The organism is Actinosynnema sp. NPDC020468 (assembly GCF_040642015.1).
GTDB lineage: Bacteria > Actinomycetota > Actinomycetes > Mycobacteriales > Pseudonocardiaceae > Actinosynnema.
Map to the genome: position 1 here is coordinate 38,796 of NZ_JBFAEO010000010.1, position 25,125 is coordinate 63,920.

At 73.5% G+C, this 25,125-nt stretch carries 7 protein-coding genes; 6 read left to right on the forward strand and 1 reads right to left on the reverse strand.

Annotated features, from left to right (window positions below; genetic code table 11):
• Nucleotides 1-7 precede the first annotated feature (7 nt).
• From AB0G50_RS10205 to AB0G50_RS10220, 4 genes are all read left to right on the forward strand, one after another.
• Nucleotides 8-18,526, forward strand: a complete 18,519-nt coding sequence (locus tag AB0G50_RS10205) for a non-ribosomal peptide synthase/polyketide synthase (RefSeq protein ID WP_360104762.1) — start codon at nt 8-10, stop codon at nt 18,524-18,526.
• Nucleotides 18,523-19,731, forward strand: a complete 1,209-nt coding sequence (locus AB0G50_RS10210; protein WP_360104765.1) for an MFS transporter — start codon at nt 18,523-18,525, stop codon at nt 19,729-19,731. The genes AB0G50_RS10205 and AB0G50_RS10210 overlap by 4 nt, the downstream gene beginning before the upstream one ends.
• Entirely contained in the window at nt 19,728-19,919 is a 192-nt protein-coding gene (locus AB0G50_RS10215; RefSeq protein ID WP_360104768.1) for an MbtH family NRPS accessory protein, read from the forward strand. The genes AB0G50_RS10210 and AB0G50_RS10215 overlap by 4 nt, the downstream gene beginning before the upstream one ends.
• Nucleotides 19,920-20,101: 182 nt before the next feature.
• Entirely contained in the window at nt 20,102-20,653 is a 552-nt protein-coding gene (locus AB0G50_RS10220) for a MarR family transcriptional regulator (RefSeq protein WP_360104771.1), read from the forward strand.
• On the opposite strand, the gene AB0G50_RS10225 is transcribed toward AB0G50_RS10220, so the two are convergent.
• Nucleotides 20,650-21,633, reverse strand: coding sequence for a Gfo/Idh/MocA family oxidoreductase (locus AB0G50_RS10225; protein ID WP_360104774.1), 984 nt, complete (start codon nt 21,631-21,633; stop codon nt 20,650-20,652). The two genes, AB0G50_RS10220 and AB0G50_RS10225, sit on opposite strands and share 4 nt — an antisense overlap.
• Before the next feature lie 106 nt (nt 21,634-21,739).
• On the opposite strand from AB0G50_RS10225, the gene AB0G50_RS10230 reads away from it, so the two are divergent.
• Nucleotides 21,740-23,407, forward strand: coding sequence for a DEAD/DEAH box helicase (locus tag AB0G50_RS10230; RefSeq protein ID WP_360104777.1), 1,668 nt, complete (start codon nt 21,740-21,742; stop codon nt 23,405-23,407).
• A gap of 328 nt (nt 23,408-23,735) precedes the next feature.
• Nucleotides 23,736-25,118: a pyridoxal-dependent decarboxylase gene (locus AB0G50_RS10235; RefSeq protein ID WP_360105058.1), complete on the forward strand. Its 1,383-nt coding sequence runs from the start codon at nt 23,736-23,738 to the stop codon at nt 25,116-25,118.
• Nucleotides 25,119-25,125 lie beyond the last annotated feature (7 nt).

Sequence of the window (25,125 nt, forward strand, 5' to 3'; positions counted from 1 at the left end):
ACCGACGATGACGACCTCCAGGCAGGACCGGATGGCCGCGCTGCCCGCACACCTGCGGGCCAAGCTCGCCGCGCGGCTCAAGGGCGGCGAAGCCCGAACCGACGTGATCCCCCGCGTGCCGCGCGACCGGCCGCTGCCGCTCTCGCCCGGCCAGCAGCGGCTGTGGTTCCTCCACCTCCTCGAACCCGACAGCGCCGAGTACAACAGCGCGTTGGCGCTGCGGTTGCGCGGCGACCTGGACGTGCCGGCGCTCACCGGGGCGCTGCGCGCGCTGGCGGGCAGGCACGAGTCGCTGCGCACCACCTTCGAGGAGGTCGACGGCGTCGCGACGCAGGTCGTGCGCCCGGAGGTGGACCTGCCGGTGCCGGTCGCCGACGTCGACGCGGCCGCGCTGGACGCGTTCCTCGACGCCGAGGTCACCCGGCCGTTCGACCTGCGCCGCGGCCCGCTGTTCCGGGCCGTGCTGGCCAGGGTCGCCGCCGACGACCACGTGCTGCTGCTGACCTCGCACCACGTGGTGGTGGACGGCTGGTCGCTGGGCGTGCTGGGCGCCGAACTGGGCGAGCTGTGCCGGGGCGCCGAGCTGCCGGACCTGCCGCTCCAGTACGCGGACTTCGCGGTGTGGCAGCGGGACCGGCCGGTGGACGTCGGGTACTGGCGGTCGAAGCTGAGCGGGATCACCCCGCTGGAGCTGCCGACCGACCGGCCGCGACCGGCGGAGCGCACGTCGGCGGGGGCGACGCACGAGTTCGTGCTGCCCGCCGCGGCGTCGGCGGCGCTGGCGGCGTTGGCCCGCGAGCACGAGACCACGCTGTTCACCGCGCTGCTCGCGGCGACCCAGGCGTTGCTCGCCCGCTACACCGGTCAGGACGACATCGCGCTGGGCTCGGTCACCACCGGGCGCAACCGGGCCGAGCTGGCCGGGTTGGTCGGGTTCTTCGTCGGCACGGTGGTGCTGCGCTCGACGGTGGACCTGGAGCGGTCGTTCGCCGAGCACCTGGCGGTCGCGGCCGACACCGCGCTGGACGCGTTCGCGAACGACGACGTGCCGTTCGACAAGGTGGTCGAAGCCGTCGTCACGGAGCGTGACCAGAGCCGCAACCCGCTCTTCGACATGCTCGTCGTCTTGCAGAATGCAAATCGCACTCTGCCGGTTGTCCCCGGTGTCGTGGTCTCCGAGCACCCGCTGACCCGGCGGTACTCGAACTTCGACCTCAGCGTCGACTTCACCGACACCCCGGACGGCATCCACGGGTTGGTCGAGTACTCGACCGACCTGTTCGACGCCGCCACGATCGATCGCCTGACCAGGCACTTCACCCGGCTGGTCGAGGAGGTCACGGCCGCGCCCGACCGACGCCTGAGCGCCGTGCCGCTGCTGCTGGACGACGAGCCCGACCCGCGCGGCGAACCCCTCGCGCTGCCCGACACGACGTTCACCGCGCTGTTCGAGGCCCAGGCCGCGCGCACGCCGGAGCGGACCGCGCTGGTCTGCGGCGCGGACCGGCTCGACTACGCCGAGGTCGACGCGCGGGCGAACGCGGTGGCCCGGTCGCTGCTCGCCGACGGGGTGCGCCCCGGCGAGGTGGTCGCGCTGTCGCTGCCGCGCGGCGTGGACGCGGTGATCGGGATTCTCGGCGTGCTCAAGGCGGGCGCGGTGTACCTGCCCGTGGACCCGGCGCTGCCCGACCGGCGGCGGGACCACCTGGTCACCGACTCGGGCGCGGTCCGGGTGCTGACCGCGCTGCCCGGCGGTGTCGCGGACGCGCCGGACGTCGTGGTGCGCCCCGACCAGGCCGCGTACGTGATCTACACCTCCGGCTCGACGGGCGCGCCCAAGGGCGTCGTGGTCGAGCACCGGCAGCTGGTCGCGCTGCTGCACAACCACCGGGCCGAGTTCGGCGGCGCCGGCCCGATGCGGGTGGCGCTGTCGGCGGTGTTCTCGTTCGACACCTCGTGGGAGGGTCCGCTGCTGATGGCGGACGGGCACGAGTTGCACGTGCTGCCCGACGAGGTGCGGCTGGAGCCGTTCGCGCTGGTGGACTACGTGCGCGAGCACCGGATCGACTTCCTCGACCTCACCCCCTCCTACGTCCGGCAACTGCTCCCGGTCGGGCTGCTGTCCGGCGCGCACGTGCCGAAGGTGCTCATGCTGGGCGGCGAGGCGCTGGGTCCCGACCTGTGGCGCGAGCTGGCCGGCGGCCGGACCGAGGCGCACAACTTCTACGGTCCCACCGAAACCACGGTGGACGCGGTGTCCTGCCGGGTGGTCGGCGACCGGCCGGTGATCGGGCGGCCGTTGCGCAACCTGTCCGCGTACGTGTTGGACGAGGACCTCCGACCGGTGCCGGCGGGCGTGCCGGGCGAGTTGTTCCTGGCCGGACCGCAGGTCGCGCGCGGTTACCTGGGCCAACCGGGGTTGACCGCGTCCCGCTTCCTCGCCGACCCGTCCGGCGCGCCCGGCGCGCGGATGTACCGCACCGGTGACCGGGTCCGCTGGATCGGCGACGCGCTGGAGTACCTGGGCCGCACCGACGACCAGGTCAAGATCCGCGGTTTCCGGATCGAGCCCGGCGAGGTCGAGGCCGCGATCCTGAGCCACCCGGACGTCACGGGCGCCGTGGTGGTCGCGCGGGACGGCAGACTCGTCGCGTACGTGGTGACGACCGCGCCGGTCGGTTTCCGGGCGCACCTGAAGGACCTGCTGCCCGAGTACCAGGTGCCCTCGGCGTTCGTGGAGCTGGAGCGGATCCCGTTGACGCCCAACGGGAAGGTGGACAAGGCCGCGCTGCCCGCGCCGGAGGTGAAGTCGGACACCGGTTTCGTCGCGCCGTCCTCGCCCGCCGAGGTCGAGCTGGCCCGGGTGTGGGCCGAGGTGCTCGGCGCGGACGCGGTCGGCGTCCACGACAACTTCTTCGCGCTGGGCGGCGATTCCATCCTGTCCATCCAGCTGGTGTCGCGGGCCAGGCAGGCCGGGTACCGGCTGTCCTCGCGCGACGTGTTCCGGCACCAGACGGTGGCCGAGCTGGCGCTGGTGGCCGAGGTCGACGCGCCGACCGCCGAACCCGTCCGGCTGATCACCGGTCCCGCGCCGCTGACCCCGATCCAGCGGTGGTTCTTCGCCGAGCACGGCCCGTCGGCGCGCTACACCATGTCGTTGCTGGTGGAGCTCACCCCCGAGCTGGACCCCGACACCCTGCGCGCCGCGCTGGCCACCGTCGTCGCGCACCACGACGCGCTGCGCCTGCGGTTCACCCGGCACGACGACCGCTGGACCCAGGACGTCGCCCCCGTCGAGCGGGACGTGCTGACCGTCGAGTCCACTGTGGACCACCCGGTGGAACCGCCGGACCTCCACGACGGCCCGCTGCTGCGCGCCGTGCTGACCACCGGCGAGCGGCCGACGCTGCTGCTGACCGCGCACCACCTCGCGATGGACGGCGTGTCCTGGCGGATCCTGTTGGCCGACCTGGAGAACGCCTACCGCGGTCGGCCGCTCGAGCCCGTCGGCACGCCGTTCACCCAGTGGGCGCACCGGCTGGACGAGCACGTGCGGTCCGGCGCGCTGGACGACGCGCTGCCGCACTGGCGCTCGCTGCCCGCGCCCGAGCCGCTCCCGGTGGACCGGGACGGCGCGAACACCGCCGGTTCCGCGGCCACCGTCTCGGTGCGGCTGGACCGCGCCACCACCGACGCGCTGCTGCACGACGTGCCGGCGGCGTACCGGACGCAGGTCAACGACGTGCTGCTGAGCGCGCTCGGCCGGGCGCTCGCCGAGTGGACCGGTCGCGACCGCGTCCAGGTGGCGCTGGAGGGCCACGGCCGCGAGGAGTTGCTGGACGGGGTCGACCTGTCCCGCACGGTCGGCTGGTTCACCACCCAGTTCCCGGTCGTGCTGGAGATCGCCGACGACTGGGACGGCACGCTCAAGGCGGTCAAGGAGGCCCTGCGCGCGGTGCCGCACAAGGGGTTGAGCTTCGAGGCGCTGTCCGTCGGCGGCCCGCTGCCCGAGGTCTCGTTCAACTACCACGGCCGCTTCGACGTCGCGGGCTCGGACTTCTACCGGGCCCGGCGCGAGCACGCGGGTGAGGACTTCGCGCCCGACGGCCCGCGCGGTCACCTGCTGGAGGTGACCGGTCTGGTCGAGGCCGGCGAGCTGGAGCTGAGCTGGGAGTACTCGGAGCACGTGCACGACGCGGCGACCGTGCGGCGGGTGGCCGAGCGGACCGCGCGGGCCCTGCGCGAGATCGTGGCGCACTGCGCGACCGGCTGGGGTCGCACGCCGTCGGACTTCCCGTTGGTGGCGCTGACCCAGGAGCAGGTCGACCGGATCGTCACCGCGGACGTCGAGGACGTCTACCCGCTCACGCCGTTGCAGGCGGGCATGGTGTTCCACAGCCTGGTCGAACCCGGCGCGTACGTCGACCGGATGCGGTTGGTGCTGACCGGTGTCACCGAGCCGGACCTGCTGTGGCGGGCGTGGCAGCGGGTGGTGGACCGGACGCCGGTGCTCCGGTCGAGCGTGGTGTGGGAGGACGTGCCGGAGCCCCTGCTGGTGGTGCGCGAGCGGGTCGAGCTGTCCGACGACCTGACCGTGGACCTCGGCACGCCGCCGCTGCTGAAGGTCGCGGTGACGCCGCTGGACGCCGACCGGGTCGAGCTGGTCTGGACGTCGCACCACGTGCTGCTGGACGGGTGGAGCACCGGCCAGGTGTTCGGCGAGGTGCTGGAGCAGTACCGGGCGCTGCGCGACGGCAGGCCTGCCCGGCTGCCCGCCCGCCGGCCGTTCCGGGACTACCTGCGGTGGTTGGCCGAGCAGGACCGGGCGGCGGCCGAGCGGCACTGGCGCACCGTGCTGTCCGATGTGGACGGTCCGACGCCGCTGCCCTACGACCGGCCGCCGACCGGCGCGCACCGGACCTCCTCCAGCGCGTCGGTGAAGGTGGCCCTGGACCTCGGTCCGGCCGCGCGGCACGCCGGGTTGACCGCGAACACCGTGGTGCAGGGCGCGTGGGCGCTGCTGCTGGCCCGCTGCTCGGGTCGGCCGGACGTGGTGTTCGGCAGCACGGTGTCCGGCCGCCCGGCCGAGCTCGCGGGCGTCGAGACCGTGGTGGGCATGCTGATCAACACCGTGCCGACCCGCGCGGTGGTCGACTCGCGGGCGCAGGTCGGCGCGTGGCTGCGGTCCTTCCAGGAGTCCCAGGCCGAGTCGCGCCGGTTCGACCACGCGTCGCTGGCCCAGATCCAGTCGTGGACCGGTACCGGCACCCGGCTGTTCGACAGCGTGGTGGTGTTCGAGAACTACCCGTTCGAGGAGAGCGCCGAGAGCCCGCGCGTGGTCGAGGTCGACGCGACCGACGACACCACCCTGCCGCTGACGCTGACCGCGTCGCTGACCGACCGGGTCGCCCTGGAACTGGGCTACGACCCGGCGCTGTTCGACGCGGCCACCGCGACCCGGCTGCTCGGCTGGTTGCACGACCTGGTCGAGGCCATCGGCGCGGACCCGACGACGACCGTCGCGGACCTGCCCTGGTGCAGCGCCGAGGACACCCGGTTGGTGCTGCGGGAGTACAACCGCACCGACTGGGCCGCGCCGACCGCGCTGTTCACCGAGGAGTTCGCCGCGCAGGCCCGGCGCTCGCCCGAGGACGTCGCGTTGGTGTTCCGGGACGAGGAGCTGACCTTCGGCGAGCTGGAGGCGCGCGCGAATCGCTTGGCGCACTGGGTGATCGCGCACGGCGGCGGTCCGGAGAGGACGGTCGCGCTGGCCCTGCCCCGGTCGGCCGACCTGGTGGTGGCGGTGCTCGGCGTGCTCAAGGCCGGCGCGGTGTACCTGCCGGTCGACCCGACGCTGCCCGCCGAGCGGGTCGACTTCCTGCTCCGCGACGCCGATCCCGCGCTCGTGCTGCGCGCACTGCCGGACACCGCGGGGTTCCCGACCGGCGCGCCGGACGTGCGACCGCGCCGCGACCAGGCCGCGTACGTGATCTACACCTCCGGCTCGACCGGCACGCCGAAGGGCGTCGTGGTCGAGCACGGCCAGCTGGCGAACCTGTTCCACACCAACCGGCGCGACCTGATGTCGGGTCGGATGGCCTTCGCGGTCACCGCCACGTTCTCGTTCGACACCTCCTGGGAGGGCCTGCTGTTCCTGGCCGCCGGGCACCGGCTGCACGTCGTCGACGACGACCTGCGGCTGGACCCGCCGGCACTGGTGGAGTACGTGCGCCGGCACCGGATCGACATGCTCGACCTGACGCCGTCGTACGCGCGTCAGCTGGTCGAGGCCGGGCTGCTGGAGTCGGGGCTGCGCAAGCTGATGCTCGGCGGCGAGGCCGCGGATCCCGTGCTGTGGAGGCGGATCGCGGACTCCGCGGTGGACGGGGTCAACTACTACGGCCCGACGGAGGTCACCGTCGACTCGGTCGGCGGCCCGATCACCGGCGACCGGCCGCTCATCGGGCGGCCGCTCGCGAACCTGCGGGCCTACGTGCTGGACACCGACCTGCGTCCGGTGCCGCCGGGTGTGCCGGGTGAGCTGTACCTGGCGGGCGCGCAGGTGGCCCGGGGTTACCTGAACCGGCCGGGGTTGACCGCGGCGCGGTTCCTCGCCGACCCGTTCGGCGCGGCCGGCACCCGGATGTACCGCTCCGGCGACCGGGTGCGGTGGGTCGACGGCGTCCTGGACTACCTGGGTCGGGCGGACGACCAGGTGAAGCTGCGCGGGTTCCGGATCGAGCCGGGCGAGGTGGAGAACGCGCTGGCCGCGGTGCCCGGCGTGCGCGACGCGGTGGTCCTCGTGCGGGACGACCGGCTCGTCGGCTACGTGACCGGCGCTCCCGAGCAGGACCCGCGGGCCGCGCTGGCCGCGTCGCTCCCGCACTACCTGGTGCCGGCGGCGGTGCTGGTGCTCGACGCCTTCCCGTTGTCCCCCAGCGGGAAGCTCGACCGCCGCGCGCTACCCGAACCCGAGTTCGCGGGCGCGTTCGTCGCACCGCGCACCGACGCCGAGCGCGCGGTGGCCCGGGTGTGGGCCGACGTGCTGGGTCGCGCCGAGGTGGGCGCGACGGACGACTTCTTCGCGTTGGGCGGCGACTCGATCCTCAGCATCCGGGTCACCTCCGCGCTGCGGGCCGCGTTCGGCGTGCAGCTCTCGCCGCGCGCGGTGTTCGACCACCCGACGGTGTCCGGGCTCGCGACCGCGATCTCCGGCACGAGCGCGGTGGACGCCATCCCGGTGATCCCGCGCGGTGGCGTCCACCCGCAGTCGCCCGCCCAGCGGCGGCTGTGGTTCCTCGACCAGTTCGAGCCGGGCGGCACCGAGTACGTGACGCCGACGGCGCTGCGGCTGCGCGGCCCGCTCGACGTGACCCGGCTGCGGGCCGCGGTGGACGGGCTGGTGGCCCGGCACGAGTCGTTGCGCACCACGTTCTCCGACGACGCGCAGGTGGTCGGCGAGCCGTTCCCGGTGCCGCTGGAGGTCGAGGAGGGCGACGCGGAGGCCGTGCTGCTGGAGGAGGTCTCGACGCCGTTCGACCTGCGGCGCGGACCGCTGGTGCGGGCCCGGCTGGTGCGGGAGGCGACCGACGAGCACGTGTTCGTGCTGACGCTGCACCACATCGTGACCGACGGCTGGTCGACCGGCGTGCTGGCGCGCGACCTCGGCGCGCTCTACGCGGGCGAGGACCTGCCTCCGCTGTCGGTGCAGTACGTGGACTTCACCGCGTGGCGCGCCGAACCGCCGGTCGACTACTGGACCGGGAAGCTGGCCGGTGTCGCGCCGCTGGAGCTGCCGACCGACCGGCCCCGCCCGGCGGTGCGCGACGCGGCGGGCGCGATGGTCGAGTTCACCGTGCCGGCGCCGGTGGCGACCGGGTTGCGCGACCTCGCGCGGCGGCGCGGCGACACACTGTTCACCACGCTGCTCGCGGCGTGCCAGGTGCTGCTCGCCCGGTACACCGGCCAGGACGACATCGCGGTCGGCACGGCGGTGTCCGGTCGCGGCCGGGCCGAGCTGGACGACGTGGTGGGCCTGTTCGTGAACACCGTCGTGCTGCGGTCCACTGTGGACACCCGGAGCACGTTCGACGCGTTCCTGTCCGAGGTGCGGACCACCGTGCGGGACGGGTTCGCGCACCAGGACGTGCCGTTCGAGCGCGTGGTGGACGCCGTGCGCCCGGACCGCGACCCCAGCCGCAACGCGCTGTTCGACGTGATGGTGCTGGTGCAGAACACCGGGTCGGAGACGCCGGCACTGGCCGATCTCGCGGTGACCGAGGTCGGGTTGCCGCTGCTGACCTCGACGTGCGACCTGACCTTCGAGTTCGGCGAGGTGGCGGGCGAGCTGCGGGGCGCGGTCGAGTACAGCACCGCGCTGTTCGACCCGACCACCGCGGACCGGATCGTCGCGCACCTGCTGGCGCTGTTGGCCGCCGTGGTCGAGAACCCGGGGCGGGAACTCGCCGGCTACGTGCTCGGCGACGCGCCCGACCCGCGCGGCGCGGCGCTGGACGTGCCCGACCTGACCTACCCGGAGGTGTTCGGGGCACAGGCCCGGCGCACGCCGGAGCGGACCGCGCTGGTGTGCGGCCCGACCCGGTTCACCTTCGCCGAACTCGACGCGCGGGCCAACCGGTTGGCGCACCACCTGATCGCGGCCGGGGTCGGCGCGGAGAGCGTCGTCGCGGTGCTGCTGCCGCGGTCGGCGGACGTGGTGACCGCGATCCTGGCCGTGCAGAAGGCGGGTGGCGCGTACCTGCCCGTCGACCGCGACCTGCCGGCGGAACGGGTCGAGTTCCTGCTCTCCGACGCGAAACCCGCCGTGGTGCTGGACTCCTGGCCGGACCTGTCCGGGTACCCGGACACCCCGCCCTCGCCCGGTCCGCGCCCGGAGCACGCGGCGTACGTGATCTACACGTCCGGCTCGACCGGGCGGCCCAAGGGCGTGGTGGTGGAACACCGGCAGCTCAACCACCTGCTGCACAACCACCACGTCGAGTTCGCGGCCGAGCGACCGGCCCGGATCGCGCTGACCGCGGTGTTCTCGTTCGACACCTCGTGGGAGGGCCCGCTGCTGATGGCGGCCGGGCACGAGCTGCACGTGCTGACCGACGACGTGCGACTGGAGCCGACCGCGCTGGTGGACTACGTGCGCGAGCACCGGATCGACTTCCTCGACCTCACCCCCTCCTACGTCCGGCAACTGCTCCCGGTCGGGCTGCTGTCCGGCGCGCACGTGCCGAAGGTGGTGATGCTGGGCGGCGAGGCGCTCGACGCGGACCTGTGGCGCGAGCTGGCCGCGAGTCGCACCCGGGCGTACAACTTCTACGGCCCCACCGAAACCACCGTCGACGCGGTGTCCTGCCGGGTGCTCGGCGAGCGGCCGCTGATCGGCGTGCCGCTGCGCAACCACGCGGCGCTCGTGCTGGACGAGGACCTGCGGCCGGTGCCCGAGGGCGTGCCCGGCGAGCTGTTCCTCGCCGGACCGCAGGTCGCGCGCGGCTACCTGGAGCGGCCGGGGTTGACCGCGTCCCGCTTCCTCGCCGACCCGTCCGGCGCGCCCGGTTCCCGGATGTACCGCACCGGCGACCGCGTGCGGTGGGTCGGCGACGCGCTGGAGTACCTGGGCCGCACCGACGACCAGGTCAAGATCCGCGGCTTCCGGGTGGAACTGGGCGAGGTCGAGGCGGCCGTGCTGCGGCACCCCGACGTGCGGGAGGCCGCCGTCGTGGCCCGGGCGCACCACGGGCACCAGCGGCTGGTCGGCTACACCGTCGGCACGCCCGCGGACCTGGCCGGGTGGTTGCGGGAGCGGCTGCCGGACTACCTGGTGCCGTCGGTGTTCGTGGCGCTGGACGAACTGCCGCTGACGCCCAGCGGCAAGGTGGACCGCCGGGCACTGCCCGCGCCGACGTTCACCGACAGCGGGTACGTGGCGCCGACCGGGGTGGCCGCGGACCTGGCCGCGATCTGGGCCGAGGTACTGGGCGTGGACCGGGTCGGCGCGCACGACAACTTCTTCGCGCTGGGCGGCGACTCGATCCTCAGCATGCAGGTCGTGTCCCGGGCTCGGCGGGCGGGCCTGCGGGTGACCTCCAAGGACGTCTTCCTCCGGCAGACCGTGGCCGAACTGGCCCTGGCCGCGGGCGGGACGACGGTGTCGACCCGCGCGGAGATCACCGGTCCCGCGCCGCTCACCCCGGTGCAGCGGTGGTTCTTCGCCGGTCACGGCCCGCTCGCGCACTTCACCATGTCCGTGGTCGTCGAGGTGACGGCGGACGCGGCGGCGGTGCGGACGGCGGTGCGCGCGCTGGTCGCGCACCACGACGCCCTGCGCACCCGGTTCACCCACGCCGACGGCGGGTGGCGGCAGGAGCCGGTCGACGTCGAGCGGTCCGAGGTGTTCCGGTCCGCGAGCGCGGCCCACTTCGCCGCCGAGGCCCAGTTGGCCCGGCGCAGCCTCGACCTGCGGGACGGTCCGCTGCTGCGCGCGGTGCTGTTCGACGACGGCAGGCTGTTCCTGACCGCGCACCACCTGGTGGTCGACGCGGTGTCGTGGCGGATCCTGGTGGAGGACTTGGAAACCCTGCTGGCGGGCGGCACGCTGCCGCCGCGCACCACGTCGTTCGGCGCGTGGGCGCACCGGCTGGACGAGCACGTGCGGTCCGGCGGGTTCGACGGCGCGCTGGCGCACTGGGCGGGCGTCCCGGTCGAGGAGCCGGTGCCGACGAGGGCGGGCAGCGCGCGCAGCGTGTCGGTCCGGTTGGGGAGCGAGGAGACCTCGGCGCTGCTGCGCGACGTGCCCGAGGCGTACCGGACGCAGGTCAACGACGTGCTGCTGACCGCGTTGGCGTCCGCGTTCGCGGGCCGCGCGCTGGTCGCGCTGGAAGGTCACGGTCGCGAGGAGCTGTTCGCCGACGTCGACCTGTCCCGCACGGTCGGCTGGTTCACCGCGCAGTTCCCGGTGGCGCTGGAGCTGCCCGACGGCGACTGGGGCGAGGCGCTCAAGGCGGTCAAGGAACAGCTGCGCGCGGTGCCGGACAAGGGCTTGGGCTACGAGGCGCTGCGCTACGCGGACAAGGGGTTGACCGCCGAGCTGCCGCGGGTGTGCTTCAACTACCTCGGGCAGTGGGACGCCGCCGAGGTCGAGGGCGACCAGGGGCGCGAGGTGCCCGACGACGCGATCCGCCCGCACCTGCTGGACATCACCGCCGCGGTGGCCGCGGGCGAACTGGTCGTGGACTGGGAGTACTCGACCGACGCGCACGACGAGGCGGCCGTGCGGGCGCTCGCGGACCGGATGCTCGAGGCGTTGCGCGGCATCGTGGCGCACTGCGCGACCGGCTGGGGTCGCACGCCGTCGGACTTCCCGCTCGCCGGGTTGAACCAGGAGCAGGTCGACCGGATCGTCACCCCGGACGTCGAGGACGTCCACCCCCTCACCCCGCTCCAGGCCGGGATGCTGTTCCACAGCCTGGTGGACGACGGCACGGCCTACTTCAACCAACTGCGGGTCCGACTGTCCGGTGTGGACAGTGCGCGCCGGCTCGGCGAGGCGTGGCGACGGGTGGTGGACCGCACGCCGGTGCTCCGCTCGAGCGTGGTGTGGGAGGGCGTCGACGTGCCGGTGCAGGTCGTGCGCCGGGACGTGGTGCTACCGGTCGACTACGGCCCGGTGCGGCCGGAGGAGGACGCCGAGCGCGGCCTGGACCTGACCACCGCGCCGCTGATGCGGCTGACGCTCGACCAGGTTTCCGCCGACGAGGTCGACCTGCTGTGGACCTCGCACCACCTGCTGCTGGACGGCTGGAGCACGGCGCAGGTGTTCGGCGAGGTGCTCGCCGAGTACGCGGGCGCCGCGCCGATCGCCCGCCGGCCCTTCCGCGACTACCTGACCTGGTTGGCCGACCAGGACACCGCCGCCGCCGAGGCGCACTGGCGCGGCGTGCTGCGCGGGTTCGACACGCCCACCCCGCTGCCCTACGACCGGCCGCCGGTGGACGAGCACCGGGCCGAGTCGTCCGCGCAGGTGGTGCTGGACCTGCCCGCCGACGGGCTGGACTCCGTGGCGCGGGCCAACGGGCTGACCGTCAACACGCTCGTGCAGGGCGCGTGGGCGTTGCTGCTGGCCCGCACCGCGGGCGCGCGGGACGTGGTGTTCGGCAGCACGGTGTCCGGTCGCCCGGCGGAACTGCCCGGCGTGGAGGACATCGTCGGCATGTTCATCAACACCGTGCCGACGCGGGTGGTCGTGGACCCGGCGGCCGGCGTCGTGCCGTGGCTCAAGGGCGTGCAGGAGGCCGAGGCCGAGTCGCGCCGGCACGACTTCGTGTCGCTGGCGCAGGTGCGGACGTGGGGTGGCTCGCGGCTGTTCGACAGCCTGCTGGCGTTCGAGAACTACCCGGTGGAGGCGCAGGCCGAGGGCGCACCGCAGGTGCACGGCACCGACGGGCTCGACACCACGACGTTCCCGCTGACCGTGCGGGCCTACCTCGACGGGTCGCTGCACGTCGAGCTGACCTACGACCCCCGGTTGTTCGACGCGGCCACGATCCGGCTGGTCGGCGACCGGTTGACCCGGCTGCTGGACGCGATCGGCGCGGACCCGCACCGCAGGGTCGGCGAGCTGCCGTGGCTCTCCGACGAGGAACGCGAGCAGGTGCTGACGCTCTGGAACGGCACCGACATCGCGTTCCCGACCGGCACGGTCACCGGCCGGTTCGCCGCCCAGGTCGAGGCCACGCCGGACAACGCGGCGGTGACGTTCGAGGGCGTCACGCTCACCTACGCCGAGCTGGACGCGCGGGCGAACCGGTTGGCGCACCACCTGATCGGCCTCGGCGCGGGACCGGAGCGGTTCGTGGCGCTGCGGTTCGAGCGGTCGGCCGAGCTGGTGGTGGCGGTGCTCGCGGTGCTCAAGTCCGGCGCCGCGTACCTGCCGATCGACCCCTCCGCGCCCGCCGACCGGGTCCGGGGCATGGTCGAGGACGCGGAGCCGGTGGTCGTGCTGGACTCGATCCCGGACGTGTCCTCCTGTCCCGCCACCGATCCGGCCGTGCCGCTGACCCCGGCGCACGCCGCGTACGTGATCTACACCTCCGGCTCGACCGGCCGACCCAAGGGCGTGGTGGTCCCGCACGGCAACGTGATCCGGCTGTTCACCGCCACCGACCACTGGTTCTCCTTCGGCGCGGAGGACGTGTGGACGCTGTTCCACAGCTACGCCTTCGACTTCTCGGTGTGGGAGCTGTGGGGTCCCCTGCTGCACGGCGGCCGACTCGTCGTGGTGCCGCACGAGGTGTCCCGCTCGCCGCGCGACTTCGCCCGGCTGGTCCGCGACGAGGGCGTGACGGTGCTCAACCAGACCCCGTCCGCCTACTACGAACTGGTGGCCGAGGACCTCTCGCCGAGGTACGTGATCTTCGGCGGCGAGGCGCTGGACGTGCGCAAGGTCGCGGACCGGCGCGGTGGCGGCGAGCTGGTCAACATGTACGGGATCACCGAGACCACGGTGCACGTCACGCACACCCCGGCCGACGGCTCGATCGGCGTGCCGATCCCGGACCTGCGGGTGTACGTGCTGGACGAGGACCTGCGGCCGGTGCCGCCCGGCGTGACCGGCGAGATGTACGTGGCGGGCGCGGGGTTGGCCCGGGGCTACCTGAACCGGCCCGGCCTGACCGCGTCCCGGTTCCTGGCCGACCCGTTCGCGGGCGACGGGACCCGGCTGTACCGGACCGGCGACCTGGCCCGCTGGGACGACGGCCGGCTGCACTACCTGGGTCGCGCCGATCAGCAGGTGAAGGTCCGGGGTTTCCGGATCGAGCTGGGCGAGATCGAGGCGGTGCTGGCCGCGCACCCGGCCGTGACGCGGGTCGCGGCGGTGGTGCGGGAGGACCGGCTGGTCGCCTACGTGGTGTCCGACGAGCCCGTGCCGGCGGCGCGGTTCCGGGCGCTGGCCGCGCGGTCGCTGCCGGAGTACATGGTGCCCACCGCGTTCGTGGCGCTGGACCGGTTGCCGCTCACCGTGAACGGCAAGCTGGACCGGGCCGCGCTGCCCGCGCCGGGTCGCGAGTCGACCGCGCGGGACGCGTTCGTGGCGCCGCGCACGACGGCGGAAACCCTGGTGGCCGGGGTGTTCGCGGACGTGCTCGGGTTGGACCGGGTGGGCGCGGAGGACAACTTCTTCGCGCTGGGCGGCGATTCCATCCTCAGCATCCGGGTCGCCTCCCGGCTGCGCGCGGAGTTCGACGTGTCGCCGCGCGCGCTGTTCGACCACCCGACGGTCGCCCGGCTCGCGGCCTCGCTGACGCACGGCGCCGTCGACGCCATCCCGCGCGCCGCGGGTGACCCGCAGCTGTCGTTCGCGCAGCAGCGGTTGTGGTTCCTCGACCAGTTCTCCCCCGGCGGCACGGAGTACGCGACGCCGTTGGCGGTCCGGCTGGTCGGCCCGCTGGACGTGCCCCGGCTGGAGCGCGCCCTGACCGACCTGGTCGCCCGGCACGAGTCGTTGCGGACCGTGTTCCCGGCGGTGGACGGACTGCCGACCGCGGTGGTCCGCGAACCCCGGGCCGTGCGGCTGCCGGTGCTCGACGCGCTGCCCCCGGTGGAGCCGTTCGACCTGGCCGAGGGACCGCTGTTCCGGCCGGCGCTGGCCAGGGTCGGCCCGCACGAGCACGTGCTGGCGCTGACCCTGCACCACATCGTCACCGACGGCTGGTCGGGCGGCGTGCTGCTCAACGACCTGTCCGCGTTGTACGAGGGCGTCGAGCTGCCCGAGGTCGGCCTGCGGTACGCGGACTTCGCGGCGTGGCAACGGGAACAGCCGCTCGACGCGCAGCTGGCGTACTGGCGCGAGCGGTTGGCGGGCGTGCCGGCGCTGGAGCTGCCGACCGACCGGCCGCGGCCGGCGGTGCACACGACGGCGGGCGCGCAGACCGCGTTCACCGTCCCCGAACCGGTCGCGACCGCGTTGCGGGACCTGGGTCGCGCGCACGACGGCACCCTGTTCACCACCCTGGTCGCGGCCTGCCAGTTGCTGCTGAGCCGCTGGTCGGGTCAGGACGACTTCGCCCTGGGCACGGTCGCCTCCGGTCGGGAACGGCCCGAGCTGGCCGACCTGGTCGGGTTCTTCGTCAACACGCTGGCCCTGCGCGCGTCCGTGGACCACGCACGGCCCTTCCCCGAGTTCCTGGCGGAGGTGCGGCGGACCGTGCTGGACGCGGTGGCGCACCAGGACGTGCCGTTCGAACGCGTCGTGGACGCCGTGCAGCCGGACCGGGACACCAGCCGGCCGCCGCTGTTCCAGGCCGTGGTGGTGTTGCAGAACGCGCCGCAGGCCGCCGGGTTCGCCGACCTGGTGGCGCAGGACGTCGAGCAGCCGGTCACCTCGACCGGGTTCGACGTGACGGTGGAGTTCACCGAGGAGCCCTCCGGCGCGCTGCACGGTTCGGTCGAGTACAACACCGACCTGTTCGACGCGGCCACGGTCGACCGGCTGGTGGCGCACCTGACGGTGCTGCTGGCCGAGCTGGCCCGGGACGCCGACCGTCCACTGTGGAGCATCGGTGCGCTGCCCGCCGCCGAGCTGGCCGAGCTGGCCCGGTGGAACTCCGGAGGGGACGCGCTGCCGCCGGTGCCGTTCGCGGAGCTCATCGCCCGCCAGGTCGCCCGCACCCCGGACGCGCCGGCCCTGGTGGGCGCGGCCGAGGTGAGCTTCGCCGAACTCGACGCGCGGGCGAACCGGCTGGCGCACCACCTGATCTCGCGCGGCGCCGGACCGGACCAGATCGTCGCGGTGAAGCTGCCGCGCTCGGTCGACCTGGTGGTCGCCGAACTCGCGGTGCTCAAGGCGGGCGCGGCGTTCCTGCCCGTCGACCCGGCCTACCCGGCCGAGCGGATCGCGTTCATGCTGGACGACGCGGACCCGCTGCTCACCCTCGACGGCACGGTCGACGTGCCGGGTCCGACCACCGCGCCGGTGGTGGACGTGCGGCCGGAGCACCCGGCGTACGTGATCTACACGTCCGGCTCGACCGGGCGGCCCAAGGGCGTCGTGGTGACGCACGCGGGCATCGCGACGTTCGCCGCGGCCGAGATCGCGCACCTGGACGTGCGACCCGGCGACCGGGTGCTCCAGTTCTCCTCCCCCAGCTTCGACGCCTCGGTGCTGGAGCTGTGCCTGGCGCTCCCGGCGGGCGCGGCGCTGGTCGTGCCGCCGCCCGGGCCGCTGCTGGGTCAGGAGCTCGCGGACGTGGTGGCGCACAACAAGGTCACGCACGCGCTGATCCCGCCGGTCGCGCTGGCCACCGTGCCGGACGTGGCGCTGCCCGACTTCCGCACCCTGGTGGTCGGCGGCGACGCCTGCCCGCCGGACCTGGTGGAGCGCTGGGCACCGGGACGGCGGATGGTCAACGCCTACGGGCCGACCGAGTCGACGGTGGTGGCCACCTGGAGCGACGCGCTGACCCCCGGCGGCACGCCGCCCATCGGCCGGCCGATCCGCGGCACCCGCGTGCACGTGCTGGACGCGCTGCTCCAACCGGTGCCCGCCGGCGTGCCCGGCGAGCTGTACGTGGCGGGCGCGGGCCTGGCGCGCGGGTACCTGGACCGGCCGGGGTTGACCGCGCAGCGGTTCGTCGCCGACCCGTTCGGCGCGCCGGGCACGCGGATGTACCGGACCGGCGACGTGGTGCGGTGGTCGCGCGGCGAGCTGGAGTTCCTCGGTCGCGCGGACGACCAGGTCAAGATCCGCGGGTTCCGGATCGAGCTGGGCGAGGTCGAGGCGGCCGTGCTGCGGCACCCGGACGTGCGGGCGGCCGTCGTGGTGGCGCGCGCGGATTCCCGCGGGCACAAGAGGTTGGTCGGCTACGTGGTCGGCTCGACGGTCGGGTTGCGCGAGTTCCTCGGCGAGTCGCTGCCCGACTACCTGGTGCCGTCGGCGTTCGTGGCGCTGGACGCGCTGCCGGTCAGCGCCAACGGCAAGGTCGACCGCGCCCGGTTGCCCGAACCCGACTTCGGCGCGGCGGTCGCGGCGGACCACGTGCCGCCGGCCACGCCGGAGGAGAGCGCGCTCGCCGCGGTGTGGGCGGACGTGCTGGGCGTGGACCGGGTCGGCAGGCACGACAACTTCTTCGCGCTGGGCGGCGACTCGATCCTCAGCATGCAGGTGGTCGCCCGGGCGCGGCAGGCCGGGCACCGGTTCACCACCCGCGACCTGTTCGCGCACCAGACGATCGCCGAGCTCGCGCCGCACGTGACCGTCGAGGTGGCGGACTCGGCGGCCCGCGAGGAGGTGGTGGGCGACGTGCCGCTGACCCCGATCCAGCACTGGTTCCTCACCTCCGGCAGGCGAAACCCGCGGCACTTCAACCAGTCGCACCTGGTGGAGCTGGCGCCGGACGTGGACGTGGCGGCGCTGCGCCGGGCGTTGGCGACCCTGCTGGCGCACCACGACGCCCTGCGGCTGCGGTTCACCCGCGACGGCGACGGGTGGCGGCAGCACAACGCGCCCGTGACGCCGACCGACGTGCTGACCGTGACGTCGGAGGCGGACCTCACCGAGGAGTACGCGGACGCGGTGCACGCGTCGTTCGACCTGGCGACCGGACCGCTGCTGAAAGCCGTGCTGTTCCAGGGCGACACGCCGCTGCTGCTGCTCGTCGCGCACCACCTGGTGGTCGACGGCGTGTCGTGGCGGATCCTGCTGGACGACCTGGAGACCGCCTACCGCGGCGGCGACCTGGGCGCGAAGACCACGTCGTTCCTGCGGTGGGCGCGGACCCTGGAGGCGCACGTCCTCGCCGGCGGACTGGACGAGGAGGTCGAGGACTGGTCGCACGACCTGCCCGACACCCCGAAACCCACCACCCCCGGCGTCGGCCTCGCGGTCGAACTGTCCACAGAGGACACCGAGGCGCTGCTGCGCGGCGCGCCGGCGGCGTACCGGACCCGGATCAACGACGTGCTGCTGGCCGCGCTGGCGCACGCGCTGAGCCGGTGGACCGGCGACCGGCGGGTGGCCGTCGACCTGGAGGGCCACGGCCGGGAGGACGTGTTCGACGACGTCGACCTGTCCCGCACGGTCGGCTGGTTCACCACGATGTTCCCGCTGGTGCTCGACCTGCCCGACGGGTCGTGGCGGGACCGGGTGAAGGCCGTGCGACGTCAGCTGCGGTCCTTGCCGGGCAACGGTTTCGGCTACGGCGCGCTCCGGCAGCACGGCCGGCTGCCCGCGACCGGCACGCCCGCGGTGTCGTTCAACTACCTCGGCCAGTTCGACGGCGGCGAGGAGCGGTCCGAGGGCCTGTACCGCGCGGTGCGGCCGTCGATCGGGCAGGACCACGACCCGGCCGACCACGGCGAGCACGCGATCGACGTGGTCGGCGAGGCGGGCAACGGCCGGCTGGGCTTCACCTGGTACTTCCACCCCGACCTGCACCCCGAGCACGAGGTGCGCGCCGTGGCCGACGACTTCGCGGCGGCACTGCGGGCCATCGCCGAGGACTGCCGGGGTGCCCGGTGACCACCTCGTTGGCCCGCAACCGGAACTACACGCTGCTCTGGTCCGGCCAGGCGATCGCGGAGATCGGGTTCAGCGCGACCCAGCTCGCGCTGCCGCTGCTGGCGCTGGCGATCACCGGTTCGCCGGTGCTGGCCGGTCTGGTGCTCACGGTCGACTCCACCGCGCAGCTGGTGGTCGGCCTGCCCGCGGGCGCGCTGGTGGACCGCTGGGACCGGCGCCGGATCATGCTGTGCTGCGAGGCCGCCCAGGCGGTGGTGCTGGTCGGCCTCGTGGTGGCGCTGGTGACGGGCGCGGTCACGATCGCGCACCTGCTCGGGGTGGCGGTCGTGCTCGGCGCGGCGCGGGCGCTGTTCGAACCCGCCGAGGACGCGTGCCTGCCCCGGCTCGTGCCGGAGGAGCAGCTCGCGACGGCCGTGGCGATGAACACCGCCCGCTCGTCGCTGGGTCAGATGGTCGGCACCACGGTGGGCGGCATCCTCTACGCGCTGAACCGCTGGCTGCCATTCCTGCTGGACCTGCTGTCGCACTGCGTCGCGTTCGTCGCGCTGCTGTTCCTGCGCGTGCCGCCGGCGCCGCGGCGGGTGGAGCGGCAGCACTTCGTGGTGGAGATCGTCGAGGGCCTGCGCTGGGCGTGGCAGCGCCGCGAGATCCGCGTGACGTCGGCTTGCGCGGTGGTGCTCAACCTCTTCTTCAGCGCGTTCTACCTGGTGGTGCTCGTGCTGGCGAAGAGCCGGGGCATCTCGGCGGCGGAGATCGGCGTGATGGCGTCGATGCTCGGCGTCGGCGGTGTCCTCGGCGCCCTGGTCGCACCCCGGCTGCACCGCGCGATGGGTCCGCACCGCTCCATCGCGGCGGTCTTCTGGGGGTTGACCGCGTTGACCCCGGTGGCCCTGGTCATCGACAACGGCTACCTGATGGGCGGCCTGTTCGCGGCGATGACGTTCCTCGCGCCCACCGCGAACACCACCATCGCCACCCACCAACTCCTCCTGACCCCGGACGAGCTCCGCGGCCGCCTCAGCGGCGTGCTCGCGGTCGTCGTCGGTCTGGCGGGCGCGGTCGGCCCGGCCCTGGGGGGCCTGCTGACCGAATCCCTGTCCCCCGCGCACGCCGTCCTGGTGTGCGCGGCGGGAATCGCACTGGTCACGGCGTACGTCACGGTCAGCCCGACGTTGCGCCACTACGCACGAGAGGACACCCCATGAGGGACGACATCACCTACCAGGTCCTGGTCAACGACGAGGGCCAGTACTCGCTGTGGCCCGCGCACCACGACGTGCCCGCCGGGTGGAGCGCGGACGGGACGACCGGGACCAAGGACGAGTGCTCCGCCCATGTCGACCGCGTGTGGACCGACATGCGGCCCAAGTCCCTCCGCGACGCCATGTCGTAGCGGGGTCGGGCACCCGGCCGCGCCGCCCCGACGGCGCGGCCGGGACTGGTGTCCGGGTGGGCAGCCGTGGTGGGCTGGGGCTGTTTGGTGCGGTTCGGGTGGGCTCGGCGGTGCGGGTGGGCTCGGCGGTGCGGGTGACCGCTTGTCCAATAGAGAAGTAGGTAATAAGGTACTGCTTCACTATGAGTGACCTCGATGAATCCGGACACCTGTACGCACCCGCCGTCCGCGCGGCGATGGCGCACTTCACCCACGACGGCGACACCGGCAGGTTGGAGGCGGCGGCGGCCCTGCGGACGGCCACCGCGGCGGTGGAGCGGTTGCGGGCCAAGGGCGCGCACAGCAGGGGCTTGAGCTCGGGCGCGTTGGACCTGCTCGTCCGGCTCAGCGTGGTGGGCCCCGAGGGGCTGCCGATCGGTGGGCTCGCGGTGATCGCCGGCGTCAGCCCGCGCAACGCCACCGGGCTCGTCGACACGCTCGAGAAGGCCGAGTTGGTGGAGCGGCGGGCCGATCCCGACGACCGGCGGTCGGTGCGGGCGGTCATCACGCGGCTGGGTCGGGGCTGGGTCGACGCGTTCCGCACACCGTCCCAGGTGGCGATGGGCGCGCTGTTCCGCGACTTCACCGACGAGGAGGTCGTGCTGCTGCGGCACCTGTGCCTGAAGCTCGCGGACAACGCCGACGCGCTGCCCGTCCACGGGCGCGACCCCGACTCGCCGCCCGACCGCGGCTAGAGCACGACGTCGCGTCCCGTCGCGCCGGAGCGGAGCAGCGCGCTGCCCACCCGGGCGTTGCGGCGGGACTCGGCGGCGGTGATCCGGGGTTGCGCCCCGGTGCGGACGGCCTCGGCGAAACCGAGCGCCTGCCGTTCGTAGGCGTCGACGGCCGGCAGCACCTCGTCCCGCGCGCCGTCCGGGCCCAGCACGGTCAACCGCGCGTCGTCGGCGTCCCGCGCCCACGCGTCGTGCACCACGATCGTCCCCAGGGTGCCCTGCACCTCGTAGCCCGACCGCGGGCCGTGGTCCAGGCTGTAGTCGAGCACCGCGATCCGACCACCACCGAAGTCCATAGTGGACACGACGCTCGTGTCCACGACGGCGCCGGCCCGGCGGTGCTCGAGCGCGCGCACCGACAGCGGCTCCCGACCGAACAGCCACATCGCCACGTCGAACGCGTAGCAGCCCACGTCCCACGTCGCGCCGCCGCCCAGCGCCGGGTCGAACCTGATGTCGGCGCCGTCCGGCGCGACGAACGCGAACGAGGCGCGGACCAGGCGCGGCGAGCCGATCTCCCCCGACGCGATGATCTCCGCCACCCGCTCCTGCTGCGGGTGGAAGCGGTACCAGAACGCCTCCATGACGGTGCGGGAGCCGGCGGCCGCGTCCACGAGGTCGCAGTCCGCCTCGGTCAGCGCCATCGGCTTCTCGACCAGGACGTGCTTGCCCGCCTCCAGCGCGCGGACGGTCCACGGCACGTGCAGGGAGTTCGGCAGGGTGATGTACACCGCGTCGACGTCCGGGTCGGCGAGCAGCGCGTCGAACCCGTCGTGCGCGCGGGCGCCGAACTCCGCGGCGAGCGCCGACACCACGTCGAGCCGACCCGACCGACCGGCCATCGCGACCACCCGGTTGCCCTCGGCCCGGTGCAGGGCGGGCGACACCCTCGTGCTGATGAACGCCGTCGCACCCAGCACGCCCCACCGCAGTTCGTCCACGCCGGGCAGCCTACGCAGCCCGATCCGGCCGGTCCGGCGCGCTCGGGAGCCGGACGATCCGACCCCTCGCCGAGCGGTTCACGAGCGATCAGCGAGACTTGAGCACATGACCGACGCGCCCGACGACGACAGGACCAGCTTCGCCGACCTCGGGCTTCGCCCCGAGTTGTTGCGGGCGCTCTCCGGACTCGGCTACGAAGAACCCACTCCCATCCAGCGTGAAGCCATCCCCCCGCTCACCGAAGGACGCGACCTGCTCGGCCAGGCGGCCACCGGAACCGGCAAGACCGCCGCCTTCGCGCTGCCCGTCCTCGAACGCATGGCCGACGGCAAGCGGACCGAGAAGGCGCCCTTCGCGCTCGTCCTCGTGCCCACCCGCGAACTGGCCGTGCAGGTGTCCGAGGCCGTCCACCGCTACGGCCGCGAACTGGGCGCCCGGGTGCTCCCGATCTACGGCGGCCAGCCGATCGGGCGACAGCTGCGCGTGCTCGAGCAGGGCGTGGACGTGGTCGTCGCGACGCCCGGCCGGGCCATCGACCACCTCAACCGCGGCACGCTGAGCCTGGACCACCTCAAGATCGTGGTCCTGGACGAGGCGGACGAGATGCTCGACATGGGCTTCGCCGAGGACATCGACGCGATCCTCAACGACGCGCCCGAAGAGCGCCAGACCGTGCTGTTCTCGGCCACCATGCCGCCGCGGATCAACCGGTTGGCCAACCAGCACCTCACCGAGCCGGTGCGGATCACCATCGGCCGCGAGCAGACCGAGCCCGGCGAGGCGCCGCGCGTGCGGCAGAGCGCGTACGTGGTGCCGCGGGCGCACAAGCCCGCCGCGCTGGGTCGCGTGCTCGACGTGGAGGCGCCGACGGCCGCGATCGTGTTCTGCCGGACCCGGGACGAGGTGGACCAGCTCACCGAGACGCTCAACGGGCGCGGGTACCGGGCCGAGTCGCTGCACGGCGGCATCAGCCAGGAGCAGCGGGACCGGGTGATGACCCGGTTGCGCAACGGCACCGCGGACCTGCTCGTGGCGACCGACGTGGCGGCGCGCGGCTTGGACGTGGAGCAGCTCACCCACGTGGTGAACTACAACGTGCCGTCCGCGCCCGAGTCGTACGTGCACCGGATCGGGCGGGTCGGCCGGGCCGGGCGCGAGGGTGTCGCGATCACGCTGGCCGAGCCGCGTGAGCACGGGATGCTCAAGACCATCGAGCGGGTCACCAAGCAGCGGATCCAGGTCGAGAAGGTACCGACGATCGCGGACCTGCGGGCGCGGAAGTTGGAGCTCACCAGGGCGGCGTTGCACGAGAGCCTGCTGGAGGACGAGTTCGAGGGGTTCCGCGTGGTCGTGGAAACCCTGGCCGACGAGTTCGACGTCATGGAGATCGCGTTGGCCGCGGTCAAGCTCGCCCACGAGGCGACCGGGGCGGCGTCGGACGAAGAGGAGATCCCGGAGGTTCAGCCTCGGCCCGAGCGGCGGGACGGGGCGCCTCGGCGGGAGCGGCGGCCTCGTCCGCCGTCGGTCGGGATGACCCGGTTGTTCGTGGGGGCCGGGCGTAGTGCGGGGATTCGGCCTCAGGACCTGGTCGGGGCCATTGCCGGGGAGGCCCGGTTGAACGGGCGGGAGATCGGGGCGATCGAGATCGCCGATCGGTTCTCGTTGGTGGAGGTGCCCGAGGCTTCGGCTACGCAGGTGATCGCCTCGTTGCGGGGGGCGACCATCAAGGGGCGGAAGGTCACCATTCGGCGGGAGCGGGACGATCCTCGTTGATGGGTGTTGCGTGCTCTCGTGAGTGGGTGCTGTTTAGGGCGTAAAAGCGTCCTCGCCGGACGGGCAGCGCCTCCGGGGGTTAGGGCGTCGTGTTCTCCCCGTATGGCCTGCCTGAGGCAACCACATGCGTCAAGGGGGCCGTTGGTGAGATTGGCCGGCGGTAGCGCTGAATGTGCCCCCTTGACACATGCGGTTGGGCTTCGCCCAGGCCATACGGGGAGAACACGAGGCCCCTTGCTGGTCGGGCGCGACCGGGGCGGGGTGCGCCTAGAGTGCTGTGATGGGTGATCCGCTGCACGCTCGGGATGATGTGGTCGAGGCGTTGGCCATGGTCAATCGGGCTGCGCGTCCTTATTTGGACGCGTTGCCGCATTTGTCGGTGCGGGATCGTGGTGCCGAGTACTTGTTGGCGGAGTTGGGTGGGGCGCTTCCCGAGGACGGGGACGGGACTGTTGTCGCCGTTGCCGATTTGCTTCGGGTGGGGACTCGGGCCGGGACTCGGACTTCCGGGCCTCGGTTCTTCCACTTCGTGGTGGGTGGGGCCACTCCTGCCGCTCAGGCTGGGGACTGGGTTGTCTCCCTGCTCGACCAGGCTGGTGGGTTGTGGTTGACCAGTCCCTTTGCCGCTCGGGCCGAGACCGTCGTGTTGGGGTGGCTCAAGGAGCTCGTGGGGTTGCCCTCCTCGTTCGGTGGGGTGTTGACGCCCAGTGCGACGTTCGCCAACCTGACCGGGCTCGCCTGTGCTCGGGAGTGGTGGGCCGGGCGGCACGGGGTGGATGTGACCGCGGACGGGCTGGTCGGGTTGCCTCGGATGCCCGTGTTCTCCAGTGGGTACGTGCACGCCAGTTGTCGGAAGGCGTTGCAGGTTCTGGGGATGGGGCGGGATTGCGTGGTCACGTTCAGTCGGGACGACGCGGGGCGGGTTGATCTTCGGGCGTTGGACCGGGCGTTGGGTGAGGTCGGTGGGCCCGCCGTGGTGATCGCGAACGCGGGTGAGGTCAACGGTGGGGATTTCGACCCCGTGGAGGAGATGGCCGATCTCGCCGAGAAGCACGGGGCGTGGTTGCACGTCGACGGGGCGTTCGGGTTGTTCGCCGCGTTGTCGCCGGAGACCTCGCACCTGACGCGGGGTGTGGAGCGGGCGGACTCGGTGGCGGCGGACGGGCACAAGTGGCTCAACGTGCCCTATGAGAGCGGGTTCGCCTTCGTCAAGGAGCGGGAGCGGTTGGGGCGGGCGTTCGGGGCGTGGAACGCGGCCTACCTGCCCGCGCCGGACGACGAGTTCGTCAACTACAACAACCTCGGGCCCGAGTCGTCGCGGCGGGCTCGGGCGTTGCCGATCTGGGCGACGTTGCGCGCCTACGGGCGGTCCGGGCACCGGGCCATGGTCGAGCGGCACCGGGAGTTGGCGCTGCACCTGGGCGGCATCGTGGAGCGGGCGCCGGAGTTGGAGTTGTTGGCCCCGGTCAACCTGTTCATCGTCTGCTTCCGGTACGCGCCGCCGGGTGTGCCGGAGTCCGAACTGGACGAGGTGAACCGGCGGTTGGGCGCGGCGATCATCGAGGACGCGCGGGTGTACGTCGGCACCACGGTGTACCGGGGGCGGGTCGCGTTGCGGCCGGCCATCGTGAACTGGCAGACCACGCGGGAGGACGTCGAGCTGCTCGCCTCGGTGGTGCGCGAACTCGGGGCGGAGTTGTTGTCGCCGTAGGATCGCG